The organism is Pseudotenacibaculum haliotis (genome assembly GCF_042684245.1).
GTDB classification, from domain to species: domain Bacteria; phylum Bacteroidota; class Bacteroidia; order Flavobacteriales; family Flavobacteriaceae; genus Polaribacter; species Polaribacter haliotis_A.
Genome location: NZ_JBHULH010000012.1, coordinates 151904 through 167034, shown reverse-complemented (window position 1 = coordinate 167034; position 15131 = coordinate 151904). Strand labels below are relative to the sequence as shown.

12 protein-coding genes are annotated in these 15131 nt (G+C 37.1%); 7 read left to right on the top strand and 5 right to left on the bottom strand.

The genetic code is table 11. The features are described from left to right. The first annotated feature begins 25 nt into the window (after positions 1 to 25). The 6 genes from ACFSRZ_RS15220 (at position 26) to ACFSRZ_RS15195 (ending at position 8275) form a co-directional block, all read left to right on the top strand. Positions 26 to 808 (top strand): hypothetical protein, encoded by a 783-nt coding sequence (locus ACFSRZ_RS15220; protein ID WP_379667431.1) that lies wholly within the window; start codon positions 26 to 28, stop codon positions 806 to 808. 133 nt (positions 809 to 941) lie between these two features. Beyond that, positions 942 to 5279 carry a DNA polymerase III subunit alpha gene (gene dnaE / locus ACFSRZ_RS15215; RefSeq protein ID WP_379667430.1) on the top strand — a complete coding sequence of 1446 codons (4338 nt, stop codon included), beginning with the start codon at positions 942 to 944 and terminating at the stop codon, positions 5277 to 5279. Beyond that, the gene (locus ACFSRZ_RS15210) at positions 5280 to 5930 is read left to right on the top strand and encodes a hypothetical protein (protein WP_379667429.1); all 651 of its coding nucleotides are present in this window, start codon (positions 5280 to 5282) and stop codon (positions 5928 to 5930) included. It abuts the gene before it with no gap. An 80-nt stretch (positions 5931 to 6010) separates the two neighbouring features. After that, positions 6011 to 6847, top strand: a complete 837-nt coding sequence (locus ACFSRZ_RS15205; protein ID WP_379667428.1) for a helix-turn-helix domain-containing protein — start codon at positions 6011 to 6013, stop codon at positions 6845 to 6847. 84 nt (positions 6848 to 6931) lie between these two features. Further along, on the top strand, positions 6932 to 7324 hold the full coding sequence (locus ACFSRZ_RS15200; RefSeq protein ID WP_379667427.1) for a DUF4345 domain-containing protein: 393 nt from the start codon (positions 6932 to 6934) through the stop codon (positions 7322 to 7324). Between the two features lie 27 nt (positions 7325 to 7351). Further along, on the top strand, positions 7352 to 8275 hold the full coding sequence (locus ACFSRZ_RS15195; protein WP_379667426.1) for an SDR family NAD(P)-dependent oxidoreductase: 924 nt from the start codon (positions 7352 to 7354) through the stop codon (positions 8273 to 8275). Positions 8276 to 8330: 55 nt separating this feature from the next. On the opposite strand, the gene gldA is transcribed toward ACFSRZ_RS15195, so the two are convergent. Together gldA and ACFSRZ_RS15185 are read right to left on the bottom strand one after the other, a co-directional pair. Beyond that, positions 8331 to 9227 (bottom strand): gliding motility-associated ABC transporter ATP-binding subunit GldA, encoded by an 897-nt coding sequence (gene gldA / locus ACFSRZ_RS15190; protein WP_379667425.1) that lies wholly within the window; start codon positions 9225 to 9227, stop codon positions 8331 to 8333. 109 nt (positions 9228 to 9336) lie between these two features. Continuing rightward, positions 9337 to 12657: a zinc-dependent metalloprotease gene (locus ACFSRZ_RS15185; protein ID WP_379667424.1), complete on the bottom strand. Its 3321-nt coding sequence runs from the start codon at positions 12655 to 12657 to the stop codon at positions 9337 to 9339. 77 nt (positions 12658 to 12734) lie between these two features. On the opposite strand from ACFSRZ_RS15185, the gene lipB reads away from it, so the two are divergent. Continuing rightward, entirely contained in the window at positions 12735 to 13448 is a 714-nt protein-coding gene (gene lipB / locus ACFSRZ_RS15180) for a lipoyl(octanoyl) transferase LipB (protein WP_379667423.1), read from the top strand. Here lipB and ACFSRZ_RS15175 read toward each other — a convergent pair. From ACFSRZ_RS15175 to ACFSRZ_RS15165, 3 genes are read right to left on the bottom strand one after another with little or no spacing between them, the layout of a single operon-like run. Then, positions 13431 to 14030, bottom strand: a complete 600-nt coding sequence (locus tag ACFSRZ_RS15175; protein WP_379667422.1) for a ribonuclease HII — start codon at positions 14028 to 14030, stop codon at positions 13431 to 13433. The genes lipB and ACFSRZ_RS15175 overlap by 18 nt on opposite strands. A 54-nt stretch (positions 14031 to 14084) precedes the next feature. Beyond that, entirely contained in the window at positions 14085 to 14507 is a 423-nt protein-coding gene (locus ACFSRZ_RS15170) for a hypothetical protein (protein ID WP_379667421.1), read from the bottom strand. A gap of 20 nt (positions 14508 to 14527) precedes the next feature. Further along, positions 14528 to 14938, bottom strand: coding sequence for a hypothetical protein (locus tag ACFSRZ_RS15165; protein ID WP_379667420.1), 411 nt, complete (start codon positions 14936 to 14938; stop codon positions 14528 to 14530). Positions 14939 to 15131: the final 193 nt, after the last annotated feature.

Here is a 15131-nt window from a genome sequence, read left to right as displayed (position 1 = left end):
ATTGGACGAAAATAATAAAGTCTGTATGAGAAAAATTGCCCTAATTTTATTCTTAGGATTAAGTATCCCGTCCTTTGCCTCTGATTGTGGTATAAGCGGTATGAATTTCTATCCACTTCATAAAGAGATTAGTTTAAATTCGTCATTTATCATTCAAGGATACAACCTTAGTCAGAAAACGGTTAATGGCTTTAAGAACAGAAATGTATATCTGATATCTTCTCAAGGAGATTCCGTTAGGTTATCACTTCTTCAAATTTTAAATAGTGAGATGAGTCTTACGCAAGCATTATTTAAACCTGAAAGGGAATTAAAACCTAATTCTACTTATTTTTTGAGGTATCAAAATCAAACTAAGAGCGAGACTAGAGAAATGAGGATATGGAGACCTAAGAAAAAGAAACATGAGATGATTTACTGGAAAACATCTAATACAAAAAGACTTTCACCTCTTGACTCTAATTTAGAGATTAGTTTTCTTAAAACAAAAGTAATTGAATATGGTTGCGGTCCAGAAGCGAATGCTATTTTTAGCGTTCAAAACAAATCTCAGTCTGAAATCTGGTTCAAAACAGAAGTCTTAGACACCAAAACAGGAAAGATCAAGGTTTTTTACACTTTTGATCGCAAAGGAAAACTAAACGTAGGACACGGAATGTGCGCAGGCGCTTTCTCTTTTAACAGTAAAACCAAATACAAAGTACGTTTCACTCCTTTAAACACAGATGGAAAAGAACTCCCTACAACCAATTGGTACGTGTTTAATAGTCCTTATGACAATGCAAAAAATCTTTTCGGTAGATATTAGCTCATTACAAGTGTTTCAACACTCTTTTCTTATTGTTAATAAAACCCAATAACTCCTCCTCTTTTCCCCTTTCTCTTTTCTCCTTTTTTGCTACTTTTATACTACTTAATTTCTAGAGAAGAAATCCGCATTTATGTACTTGATTTTTGATACGGAAACCACTGGTTTACCGAAGAGTTGGAACGCACCTATTACCGATACAGACAACTGGCCAAGATGTATACAAATTGCATGGCAGTTGCACGATGAGATGGGTAATTTGGTAGAGCACAACGACTTCTTGGTACAACCCGATGGATTTAACATTCCGTATGATGCAGAACGAGTACACGGAATCTCTACTGACTTAGCTCATGAACAAGGAATCACTTTATCTGAAGGACTGGATTTATTTAATGAAGCCCTTAAGAAAACAAAATTCATAGTTGGTCAGAATGTAGGTTTCGATGTGAACATCATGGGGTGTGAATTCCACCGATTGGGTGTAGAAAATAACCTTACACAACTTCCGGTTTTAGACACCTGTACGGAACATACTGCACAATTATGTCAGATTCCCGGAGGTAGAGGTGGAAAATTTAAACTTCCTACACTAACAGAATTACACCATCATTTATTTGGTGTTGGGTTTAACGAAGCACACAATGCAACTGCCGATGTAGAAGCAACTACGCGTTGTTTCTTGGAGTTGATCCGTTTGAGAGAATATACTCAAGAGCAGTTAGATGTAGATGACAGCTACTTTGAGAATTTTTCTGAAGCCAATCCAAAAACCATACAGGTTATTGGCTTAAAGCACCTGAACTTAAAGAAAGAGAGTGAAAAAATTCGCAAACGCTTAGAATCCTTAAAAGAAGTAGAAACTGTAGAGGTTACTTCAGAAGGATTGGCTGCCTTAGAAGAAGCTCAGTTTGCGCACTTACATAATCACACACAATTTTCCGTATTACAATCTACCATTCAAATTGGCAACATTGTAAAAGCTGCCGCAAATGATAATATGTCTGCCGTAGCATTGACCGATACCGGAAATATGATGGCTGCATTTCAGTTTGTACAAGCTGTAATGGGTTATAACAAAGACGCAGAAAACCCTATCAAACCAATTGTAGGATGCGAATTTTATGTGTGCGAAAATCATTTAGATAAATCCAGAAAAGACAATGGCTACCAGGTTGTATTCTTGGCCAAGAACAAAAAAGGATATCACAATCTGGCTAAAATGTCTTCTATCGCTTTCGTAGATGGATTCTACTATGTCCCCAGAGTAGATAGAACAGTCATAGAAAAATATAAAGAAGACGTCATTGTCTTGACTGGAAACCTATACGGAGAAGTCCCAAATAAGATCTTAAACGTTGGAGAAAATCAAGCAGAAGAAGCTTTGCTCTGGTGGAAAGAACAATTTGGAGATGATCTCTACATCGAATTAATGCGCCACAATCAAGAGGACGAAAGAGTAGTGAATGAAACACTTTTAAAGTTCTCTCGAAAACACGATGTAAAAGTTGTGGCAACCAACAATACTTTTTACCTAAACAAAGAAGATGCAAATGCACACGATATTTTGCTGTGTGTAAAAGATGGTGAAAAGCAAGCCACTCCGAAAGGAAAAGGTCGTGGGTATCGTTACGGACTTCCTAACGATGAATACTACTTTAAGTCTACAGCTGAGATGAAAGAATTGTTTGCCGATCTTCCGGATGCCATTCTTAACATTCAGGATATTGTAGACAAAATAGAACCGTTTACGCTGGCTCGTGATGTATTATTACCTGCCTTTGATATTCCTGAAGAATTTCAGGATGAAGCCGATAAAGAAGATGGTGGTAAACGTGGAGAGAACAACTACTTAAGGCACCTTACTTACGAAGGAGCCAAAAAACGATATGGTGAGATCACAGAGTCCATCAGAGAACGATTGGACTTTGAGCTGGAAGTAATTGAAAAAACCGGTTATCCGGGTTACTTCCTGATTGTAGAGGACTTTATTAGAGAAGCCAGAAACATGGATGTATCTGTAGGTCCGGGTCGTGGATCGGCAGCCGGATCAGTAGTAGCCTACTGTTTATGGATTACCAATATAGACCCAATAAAGTACGATCTCCTTTTTGAGCGTTTCTTAAATCCTGAACGTGTATCCATGCCCGATATCGATATTGACTTTGATGATGAAGGAAGAGGTCGTGTTATGGATTATGTAATTGATAAATACGGAGCCAATCAGGTAGCACAGATCATTACCTATGGTACCATGGCTGCCAAATCTTCTATTAGAGATACGGCTCGTGTATTGGATCTTCCTCTTTTTGAAGCAGACCGAATTGCCAAGTTGATTCCGAATATCAAGCTGAAGAATATTTTTGGTGAGGATCCGAAGAGTAAAGGAAAAGTAGCCGGACTACGTTCTGAAGAAAAAGACATGGTAAACGAGCTGAAAGCCATTTCCGAAGGAAGTGGACTGGAAGCTGAAACCATTAACAAAGCAGCCATCTTAGAAGGTTCAGTTCGAAACACCGGAATTCATGCCTGCGGGGTAATCATTACGCCCGGTGATATTACCAACTACGTTCCGGTTTCTGTTGCCAAAGATTCCGACATGTATGTGACTCAGTTTGACAATGCTGTAGTAGAAAGTGCCGGACTGCTAAAAATGGATTTCTTAGGATTGAAAACCTTGACCTTGATCAAGGATACCGTTAAGATCGTAAAAGCACGCCATGATGTTGATCTGGATCCTGAGAGTTTTCCTTTGGATGATGTCAAAACATATGAATTGTTCCAACGCGGAGAAACGGTTGGGATATTCCAATACGAATCTCCCGGAATGCAAAAACACATGCGCTCCTTAAAACCTACAGTGTTTGGAGATTTGATTGCAATGAACGCCTTGTACCGTCCGGGACCAATGGAATACATTCCTTCTTTCGTACGAAGAAAGCACGGTGATGAAGAGATTAGTTATGACCTTCCTGTGATGGAAGAATACTTGGCAGAAACTTACGGTATTACCGTCTACCAGGAGCAAGTAATGCTACTATCCCAAAAGCTAGCGGACTTTACCAAAGGTGAGGCAGACGTTTTACGTAAAGCCATGGGTAAAAAGCAAGCTGCGGTACTGGCAAAGATGAAACCTAAGTTTATTGACCAAGCAAATGCCAATGGTCATGACAAAGAAGTTCTGGAAAAGATTTGGAAAGACTGGGAAGCATTTGCATCCTACGCCTTTAACAAATCGCACTCTACTTGTTATGCTTGGATTGCTTATCAAACAGCCTATTTAAAAGCACACTATCCGGCAGAGTATATGGCCTCTGTGCTTTCCAATAACATGAACGATATCAAATCCGTTTCGTTCTTTATGGAAGAATGTAAACGTATGGGCTTAGAAGTATTAGGTCCGGATGTAAACGAATCTTACTTGAAATTCTCTGTAAACAAAGAAGGGGCCGTTCGTTTTGGAATGGGAGCCATAAAAGGTGTGGGAAGTGCTGCTGTAAAAGCCATCATTAAAGAGCGAAAGGAGAATGGACATTATAAATCGATCTTTGATGTAACCAAGCGTGTCGACTTGAGAGCAGCCAACAAAAAAGCTTTTGACGGATTGATCTTAGCAGGTGGATTTGACTCACTTTCTGATACACATAGAGCTCAATATTATGATACTGATGAACGAGGACAAACCTTTATTGAAAAAGCCATTCGTTTTGGAAATAAATACCAAGAGAACTTAAACTCATCACAGGTTTCTTTATTTGGAGAAGCTTCAGAGGTACAATTCCCGGAACCCGATATTCCGGAATGCGAGCCTTGGGGTACCATGGAAATGTTAGCCAAAGAAAAAGAGGTGGTAGGAATTTACATTTCTGCCCATCCTTTGGATGATTTTAAAAACGAATTGAAATTCTGTAATGCTGCAGTTTTTGATTTTAAAAGTGACCTCAATAAGTTTGTAGGCTCCAACCTTGTTTTTGGCGGAATTGTAACAGATGTACAGCACCGTGTATCCAAATCAGGAAAAGGATGGGCAGCCTTTACTATTGAAGATTATTCAGACAGTTTTGAATTCAAAATCTTTGGTGAAGACTACTTAAAATTCAAACACTTTTTGGTGCCTAATTCTTTCTTGTTTATTAGAACTACCATCTTACAAGGGTGGGTAAACAAAGACGGTGTTCAAGGAGAAGCTCGTTTAAAGTTTACAGATTTTAAGCTGCTACATGATGTAATGGATGAACTGTGCAAAAAGATCACCATTAAGATTCCAATTCAGCAAGTCAACGAAAGGTCGATCTCTGCATTTGAAGCTTTGTTTAAGAACAACAAAGGAAAACAGTCTTTGAATTTTACCATTTGGGATGCTGAAGAGCAAATTGAGTTGAGTGTACCGAGTAGAAATACCAAGATCAAAATTACCACAGAGTTGCTTCAAATACTAGAACGAGAGCATGTGAATTTTAAGTTGAATTAATTGCTATATACAAATCAAGAAATAGAAGCTAAACTCAAAGAGTTTAGAGATTTTGGAGTTTTTGTAGACTTTAGGTTTTTTAAATTCTCAAACATTTCCAAAGAGTATGATGCTCATTTTCTTACTGCTAAGAATACTATTTTAGAATTACAGGAAGACAAAGAGTATCAATATTTTCCGATTGATTTCAATGAACAGGTATTACAAAAAAGTGGAGAGAAAATTTCGCTAAGAGATTTTATGGGTCCTTTTTTTGACTTAGAATTAAGAAAACCTATTCTGCACGGATCTTTTCCTTATTCTTACGAGTATTTCTACTATGATATAAAAGAGAAAAAGAGCAATATAATTCCTCTAACTCAATTTAAAAATGATAAATCTGAGTATTGGACACAGGGTTTTATGGAAACTTTTTTAGAACCTCCTCATGGCACAGAGGTAGGAAAAAATAAGTTAGAAATAGGTAATTATTTTCTTTCTACCTGTGATTTTCTATTTTCCAATCTAAATGAATTGACCATCTACAAATGGAGCGTTGATTGTTCCAATTATTTTGATGCTGGCAAAGAATGGTGGGGTTCTCAATTTTGGACAGTCTATAACCCAACCAAAGATTATTACATTGGTATTGCAGCTTCAGCAACAGATTAATACGTTTTTATCAAAACAAATTGTTTTTCAATATAGAATATACTAGGTTTGAATTGAACTAGTTTTGTAAAGTAGTACACATGGAATTTCAAGAACAAGTTATCACATATAAGGATCGTATTGTTTTCATCAAACTTTCTATGCCTTTCTTCAATAGAACTTTAAAGAGTTATGTAGAAGAAGAAGCTTGTTTTATGTTTGTAAACAAAGGAGAAGTGGGTGTTCGGTCTTCAGAAGATTATTTACTGCTCAACAGAAGCACAGGAATGCTTGCCAAGTGCTTGAACTATTTTTTTGAGCCTAGTGAAGACACTGAGAAATGCAAAGACGGAATAGAGTCGATTGGAATTTTTCTCTACCCTTCTTTGGTAAAAGACTTGTTTGAATTTGATGTATCTACTTCTAATCACACTGTTGATTTTAATGTAAAGCAGGTACAAATAGATCGTCTTTTAGAAAACTACAAACAGAGTATTGATATTCTTCTCGATAATCCTGAATTGGTAGATGACAGCATTATAAAGAACAAGTTAAAAGAGTTTGTACTGCTCATATCAAAATCACAAGAAGCTCCTTCTCAATTAGACTTTCTAGCAGCCTTATTCAAACCCAATGAAGTAGATTTTAGATCTACCATACACCAAAACCTCTATGCCAATCTTTCTTTGGAAGAGTTAGCCACGCTATGCCACTTAAGCATTTCTTCTTTTAAGCGAAAGTTTAAAACTGTTTTTGGAGAAAGCCCAAAAAAATACATTTCTAAAAAGAAAGTAGAGAAAGCTGCTGAACTCTTGAAAGCAAATGACCTGCGTGTCTCAGATATTGCCTATGATGTGGGTTTTGATTCTCTTGCTACTTTTAACCGAAATTTCACTTCCGTCTACGGAAAATCCCCTTCTGAGTATCGTGTGAGCTAAAATGAGAAGTCTTTGAACTAAAACGATAAAATAAGACTTTGCCTTTTCATGATTTTTGTCCTGTCAATTTAAAAGAACAGAATCATGAAAAATTCAAAAGCCTTAAAAATCTTTCTAATCGTATCCGGATTATTACTCACTTTTATCGGAGGAGCTACTTTGCTGATGCCGGTTGAAATGAAAGCCGGAGCCGGGATTGATATTGCCGGAAACATCAATGTATTAAATGACACACGAGCGTCTAGCACCTTACTTCTAGCCTTTGCCCTATTAATTATTCTTGGAGCATTTGTAAAGAAGTTAACCTATACATCATCTCTTACTTCATTTTTACTTTTCCTTTCTATAGGAACCGGAAGAGCAATCAGTATACTACTTGACGGAACTCCTGTTGATGGTTTGGTAAAAGCCACCGGATTGGAATTCGTACTTGGAATTATCGGAATCATCCTTTTTATCCGATTCAGAGAAAAATAAGACACAAACACATTAAAACATACCATTATGAACAAAACAATAATGATTACAGGTGCCAATGCAGGTATTGGTAAGGATACCGCCAGACAGTTGGCGCTGATAAAAGAGACAGAAAAGATCTATCTGGCTTGTAGAAATATGATCAAAGCGCAAGCTGCTAAGAGATTTTTGGAAGAACTAACCGGAAGAAACATCTTTGAAATCACTATTATGGATGTCTCAAACCCAAGTTCTGTAAAAAAAGCTGTAGCAGGCTTACAAGAGCCTATTGATGCTTTGATTATGAATGCCGGAGGTATTGGAGGTAAAACTCCTGAAAAGTTAACAAAAGAGGGAGTTACTACCATAACAGCAGCAAATCTTCTTGGGCATGTTGTCTTGGTAGATGAGTTGTTAAAAGCAAACAAACTAAAAAAAGTAGCTCTTTTTGCTAGTTCGGAAGCTGCAAGAGGAATCAAACAAACCGGGATGAAACGTCCGGATCTACAAACGTCTTCTGCTGATGAATTTGCCAAAGTTTTTGACGGATCTTTCTTCGGACAAAAGTTTGACGCTATGCAGGTTTACGGAGTTATCAAATACGGAGGAACCTTATGGATGTCGTCCATGGCACGTAAATATCCAAATATCAAATTCATTAGTATGAGTCCGGGAGGAACAAGAGGTACAGAAGGAATGAATGATCTTCCTTTTGTAAAGCGTATCTTATTCAAGTATATTGGAATGCCCATCTTTATGCCTTTAATGGGGCTCTCTCATAAATTAGAAAAAGGAGCACAACGTTTTGTTGATGGAATCAATAACAAGTCGTACAAAAGTGGTGTGTTTTATGCTAGTAAAGAGAATGTTCTTACCGGCCCTGTGGTTGATCAAAGTTTGATTTTCCAAGATTTAAACAACACACAATATCAAGACAATGCTTATGAAGCAATTCACAGGTTTATTGCCTAAAATCAACTTATAATCTTAAGGGCAGGGATTTGGTTTTGTGCCGAATCTCTGTTTTTTATGAAGCAGTCACTTCTTTGAATAGTTTTTCCAAACTTTGATTTTGTGAGCTCAATTCTAGAATCTTTAATCCGTGTTCTTGAGCAAAATCAAAAATAGCCGGACGCATATCTTCTTCAGCGTTAAAGGTTAAATGCCACGTGTTATCAAAGTTATTCTTAAAAGATGTAAGATTGGATAGTTTTTGAATAAACTGTTCTTCTATCTTATAATCGAACGTAACTTCTACATTTTGCTGATTGCTTCCTTTTAGTTCTTGCAGAGGTTTGTCTAGCAACAATTCTCCTTTTTTAATGATGATCACCCGATCACATACCGCTTCTACTTCTTGCATGATATGTGTAGAGAACAAAATTGTTTTTTCTTTTCCTAATTCTTTGATCAAAGCTCGAATCTCTTGCAATTGATTAGGGTCTAATCCTGTGGTGGGTTCATCTAGAATTAATACTTCTGGATTGTGCAATATAGCTGCTGCAATTCCTACTCGCTGCTGATAACCTTTAGACAGTTGCCCAATCTTTTTATGTACTTCCGGTGTCAATCCTACTTGCCCAATTACCTCTTCTATTCGTTCTTTAGAAACTTTGAATACTGAAGCTTGAAATCCTAGATATTCACGTACATACATGTCTGCATACAAAGGATTTTGCTCCGGCAAGTATCCAATCTTTCCTTGGGCTTGAATAGCATCAGAAAGCACATCAATCTCAGCTACAGAAACTTCTCCTTCATTGGGAAGAATGTATCCCGTAAGAATCTTCATCATGGTAGATTTTCCAGCACCGTTAGGACCTAAAAAACCAATAATCTCTCCTTTATTTGCTGTAAAGGAAACTTGATTTAGCGCCAGTTGTTGACCGTATGTTTTGGAAACGGATTGTACTTTGATAGACATAAGACAAAAGTAAGTGAATTGTTTCTAAAACGAATTGAATTCCGTTTTAGTTTATAAAAAAAAAGCCGATTGCAAATGCAATCGGCCTTTTCAACTTTTATTAAATTTATTACTCGATAACGAGTTTTCTGGTGGAGAACTTAGTTCCGTTTGTAATTCTTAGCAGATACAATCCTTTAGAAACTCCTTTGAAAGGAACTCTTCTGGCAAATCTTGCACCTACGTTATTGTAATCTAACTGCTTTACCATTCTTCCTGCTACATCAAATAATTGCAACTTCACTTCATCGCTGTCTTCAGCGTCAAAGCTTAAGTTAAACTCACCATTTGATGGGTTTGGATATAAAGACAAGTTAGAAAGGTTTCCTTCTACTTCTTTTGTAGAAAGTGTTCCTTGCACACATAATTCAATACTAAAGGCATCAAAACTACCTCCGTCTTGACCTGCATCATCTGTTACAGATAATACCCAGTCTCCTCCTGACATCTCTCCGTAAATTGTAGAAAGATCTCCTTCAGGAATAAATGAACCGGTAAATGGCGCAGATCCTGATGTAATTGGAGTTGTCGCTTCTTGGTCAAAAACAGTATTGATATAGTTATCATTTAAACTTCCGTTATCTGTACTTAACTCAACTGTAGTTCCGTTAGGGCTGGTTAAGAAGATATCTAAATCTGCATCAAATGTATGCGTAGCGCTAAAGGTTACATTTACATCTGTTATTGGGTAGTTAGGCCCTACAGTAATAGTAGAGGTATATGTTACGTTTCCTACTGTTGAGATCGTTTGTGGTAGATCTGTTGCAGAGAACGTAGCACAATCAATTGCAGCTGTTGTAAATGAATACACACTAGATACTGTACCTGTAGCACATTGGTTTGAAGGTGTTACTCTCCAGTAGTACTGAGTCGTATTGTTCAAATTAGACAACACATACGAGTTTGTTTGTACTGTACCTGAATCTACAATATTTGTAAATCCTTGATCGGTTGCCACCTCTACTAAGTAGTTCTCTACGTTTGCATCAGCATCCCACATTAAAGTTCCTGCCGCAGGGAAGTCTATTGCTCCGTCTGCCGGTGTTGTTAAGTTTGGTGCAGCAATGGTTGGGTTAAATACGTTTAATGTTAATCCAACAGTTCTTTCGATAGCTCCCGAAGTTCCTTTTACTGTAAATGGATGACTTCCCGGTGCAACGGCATTGGTTCCAGAAACTGTAAAAGTTACCGCTGTTCCGTCTGCTGTTGCCGAAGTTGGACTGAAACTTCCTGAAGCTCCTGCCGGTAATCCTTCTACAGTAAAGTTAGTTACGTCTGTAAATCCTAAGAATGTGTTGTATGTTAAGTTATAGACTGCATTATCAGGAGCACAAACTGTTACTGTATTGTTTGCAGCTGAAATCACAAATTCTGTTTCTTTAATAGAGAAGTTAGAACTGTTTACTGCAAAGAAAATATTGTTGTTTCCTTCTACCATAATTCTGGCAGTTGAAGTATCTCCACCTCCTGTTACCGGAACTGAGATATTGTGACTACCATCATTAGGAACGTTACTTGCCAATAAGAATGGGAATGTTAAACCTCCATCTGTAGACAAACGAATGTTTACTGTTGGTGTATTTACCGCTCCTCCATCTGTACCGGCTACTAACCAAGTAATGGTTTGTGTAGTTCCTGCATCCCACTCTACCGGAGAGTTTGGTGTAGTTACTGTAAACGGACCTGTATTTCCATCTACAGTTACAGTCATTAAATCAAAATCTGACTGTGGGAATTGCCCTGTTCCGTTTGCTTCAGAACGGTCTCTAACGATCAAAGCAAAGTTTAATGTTCTTGATACAGTTGAAACTGTTTCCCAAGAAGTATTGTCTACTGTTTCAGAAGGACTACTTTCTGTTAATTGTCCTGATGCCACTCTAGACATAATAGGCATGTATCTGTTTGGGTTGGTGCTAGGAGGTCTAGATCTCCATACAGCTCCTGTTGTTTTTGTAGGCCCAAAGTTTCCTGAGGTAGTTACCCCATCATCAATTTGCTCCCAAGTATAGGTAAGTACATCACTACCATCTGCATCTGCTGCAGCTCCTCTTAAAACGAAAGCTGTTCCTTGTGGAATGGTATAATCGTTTCCTGCATCTGCTACAGGAGGATTGTTTACAATGGCTGTTGATGTCCAACATGTACGCGTTTCTAAGTTATCTAAGATTTGATCGATACTATGGTAATGGAAATAAGGGTCACTATGGTCTTGTACATCATTAGATCCTGTAATTCCTGCATATCCCATGATTGTTGTTCCACTTCCAGGCTCTGAGTTTACTCCGGTTCCTTCTGAGTTGAAAGACCAAGTATGATTAGCTCCCATTTGGTGACCAATTTCATGCGGTACATAATCAATATCGAAGAAGTCTGTCATATAAGGACCTCCGTCATTGTCTGTAAAATCGTGTTGAGAGAATCCGCTTCCTTTTTGATTGTCTACACAAACACAACCAATACATCCTGCGTTACCATTTTTTCCTCCAAAGGCAAATAAATGTCCAATGTCGTAGTTAGCCTCACCTACAGTACTTGTTAAAGTAGATTGTAATTGAGAGTTTAATGATCCTGAATAAGGATCAGTAGCAGCATTTGGGAATACCAATTCTGTTCCACTTACTAAGGTAAAAGTAACAGCCATGTCTACCTCAAACACTTCGTTGTTTCTGTTTAATGTTGCTACCAATTGAGCAAATGCATCATCTTGAGCGTCTCCATTTGCATTGTTTCCATCATCCCAGAAGTTTGTATACTCTCCGTTTGTTGAAATTGCAATTCTAAAAGTTCTCAAAATTTGATCGTTTGCGTCTCTGTTGGTAAGAGACGATCTGTCTTTTATAGGAACAAACTCACTTTCAGTATCACATTCAAAATCTTTTACAGATTTTATTCTTGTTCCTCTATTATAAGTAATGTAGTTTGAAGAATTCTTAGCTGTCGGTGCAGTAAACACATTTGGCTTATCTAAATAAGTTGTCATGGTTTGTACTCCTTGTGGAGTTACACTAAAACGAACTCTAGCACCCGGGCTATCTATACCAAAACCCAGGTATGTTTTAATGTTAGGGTGTTTTTCTGCAATCTCTGGAGCTAATAAAGGAGTTTCTACAACTCTAAATCGCTCTAATTTTCCGTCTTGATCCGGAAAGCTCACAATCACGTTTGAACGTGAATTTGTATCTGATCTTAAAGGTGCGCTAGAAAGTTTTGCTTTTAACCCATTCATATCTAAAGAGAAGATATGATACTGGCCTTTTTTTAGGTTTTTCGAGGTAGTTATTCTACTCGTAGGGTCTAATTTACTTTTTGTCCAATATGTTTTCTGTGCTATAGCTATTGAGCTAAGTAAGAAGAAAACAAGGAACATTTTTAAGGGTAGTTTAATATTCATTGTTTAATCGAAATTAAGGTTGATTGTTGATTATTAGTTTCAAATATAGGTAATTATTTACCTTTGCATAATATATTATGAACAAAAAAATAACATTAAAAGACTTAGGTCCAAAAGATTATAAAGAAACCTGGGATTTCCAAACCGATCTATTAACCGACATCATTGACATTAAAAGAGAAAATAGGCGTGATAATCTGTCTAAAATAACACCCAATTATTTTCTTTTTGTAGAGCATCCTCATGTATATACTTTGGGTAAAAGTGGAGATCAAAGCAACCTGTTAATCAACGAACAACAGCTCAAAGACAAGAATGCAACCTACTATAAAATTAACCGAGGTGGTGATATTACTTATCATGGTCCGGGGCAAATTGTTGGGTATCCCATTTTAGATCTTGAAAACTTCTTTACTGATATTCATAAATACTTAAGGCTTTTAGAGGAAGTAATCATCAAAACATTGGCCGAATACGGAGTGAAAAGTGAAAGAAGTGAAGGTGAAACAGGTGTTTGGCTTGATGTAGGTACTCCTTTTGCCAGAAAGATCTGTGCGATGGGAATTAGAAGCAGCAGATGGGTAACCATGCACGGGTTTGCTTTGAATGTTAATACAGATTTGGGATATTTTGACAATATCATTCCATGTGGAATTCGCGGAAAAGCAGTAACATCTTTAGAGGCTGAGTTAAATAGAAAAGTTGACCTAGAAGAGGTAAAAAGCAAAATACTAAATCACTTTCAACAAGAGTTTGAAGTGGAGGAATTCTTATCAGAAGTCCAACTTTAATTGAGTAGGTAATAATTTAAAAGATTTCCTGTGATATTTTGTAGCTCCTGAGGCAAGAATTGCAGCTCGGTGTTCTTGTGTTGGATAGCCTTTATTCTTATTCCATTTATAGTCTGGAAATTCTTGATGGATCTTTTCCATAAAATCATCTCGATAGGTTTTAGCCAAAACTGAAGCTGCTGCAATACTCTTATACTTGGCATCGCCCTTTACAATGGTTTCATGAGGAATTTCTTTGTATGGTTTGAACTTATTTCCATCTACAATAATAAATTCCGGTGCTACTGAAAGTTGATCTACAGAACGATGCATTCCTGTAATGGAAGCATGCAATACATTCAATTCATCTACTTCTTCATTGTGTACAAAAGAAACTCCGAAGGCGATGGCTTCTTTTTCAATGATAGGGCGTAGTATCTTTCTTTTTGCTTCCGAAATTTGCTTGGAATCGTTTAGAAACTCATGCTCAAAATCTAAGGGTAAAATTACAGCCGCCGCTACCACAGGTCCGGATAAACATCCTCTTCCGGCTTCATCGGTTCCTGCTTCTAATGCAAACCCACTGTAATTGTTTTTAAGCATGGTCAAATATAAAAAAACACCATCATAGTTGATGATGGTGTTTTGGTAATTTATTTAGGCCACCGATACTACTTTCCAGTCGGTCCAAGGGTTACAGTCTTCATCATTAACTATCTTCACTCGAAACCTTGCATAACTTGTTCTTTGTCCAACATAAGCTGCAAAATTAGGTCGAGCCACTGTATCAGATTCATAAACAGTATGACTTTGAGTTGCTCCCCAAACCATATTTCCAGTAGCATCCATATAACCTGTCTCAATTTCGACTCTGTATTCTACAAAAGCCGGAGGTCCGCATTGTGTACAAACTCCTCCAGTATCAAAAGTCCAAGCCATTCCTAGTTGATTACCAATAAAGATTTCTCCTTTTAAATCCGTAACAACTTCATCGCAATCGTCATTGATAACTTCAGTTAATTGTGCGTTCACTGTTGAAATTGCCATCATGGCAAATAATACTAAAACAATTTTTTTCATGATTATAAGAGTTTAAAAGATTAATAGAATTGATAAATGATCCAATTTGACCAAGGATTATTGCAAGTCGTTGAAAAATTTTCAACTCTTACTCTAAATCTTACGTATTTAGATTTATGAGCAATAGTGAATGAATAAGAATGTACCGGCTCTGTACTTATCAATCCATAATCATTAACAGACTCTTGAAAGCTCCAAACAATAGAACCGTCAGGCCATTCAATCCCGTATTCAATTTCTATATCATAAAATATAAATCCCGGAGGTCCACAAGGAGGGTTTGGACATGAAACATCATTTTGCCAAGAATATTCAATAACATTTCCGCTATAATTCATTCCAAACAAGGGCCCAACTACTTCATTGCAGCTGCTGCTAGACGTTCCGCCTATTTGAGCATTTATTCCGATAAGTGGGATACAGAATAACAATACAAAAACAATTTTTTTCATAGTTAAATAGATTAATTAGTTAATAAAAAATGAGGTGATCAGGAAATAACCGGATAAAAGAGATAAACCCAATAATGGAAATAAGGGATCAAGATATCATAGCTATTTTTTTTTGATCGTTCTAAAGATAGATTATTTTCGAATGATTTGAACTAATATAGTGTTAAAAAAG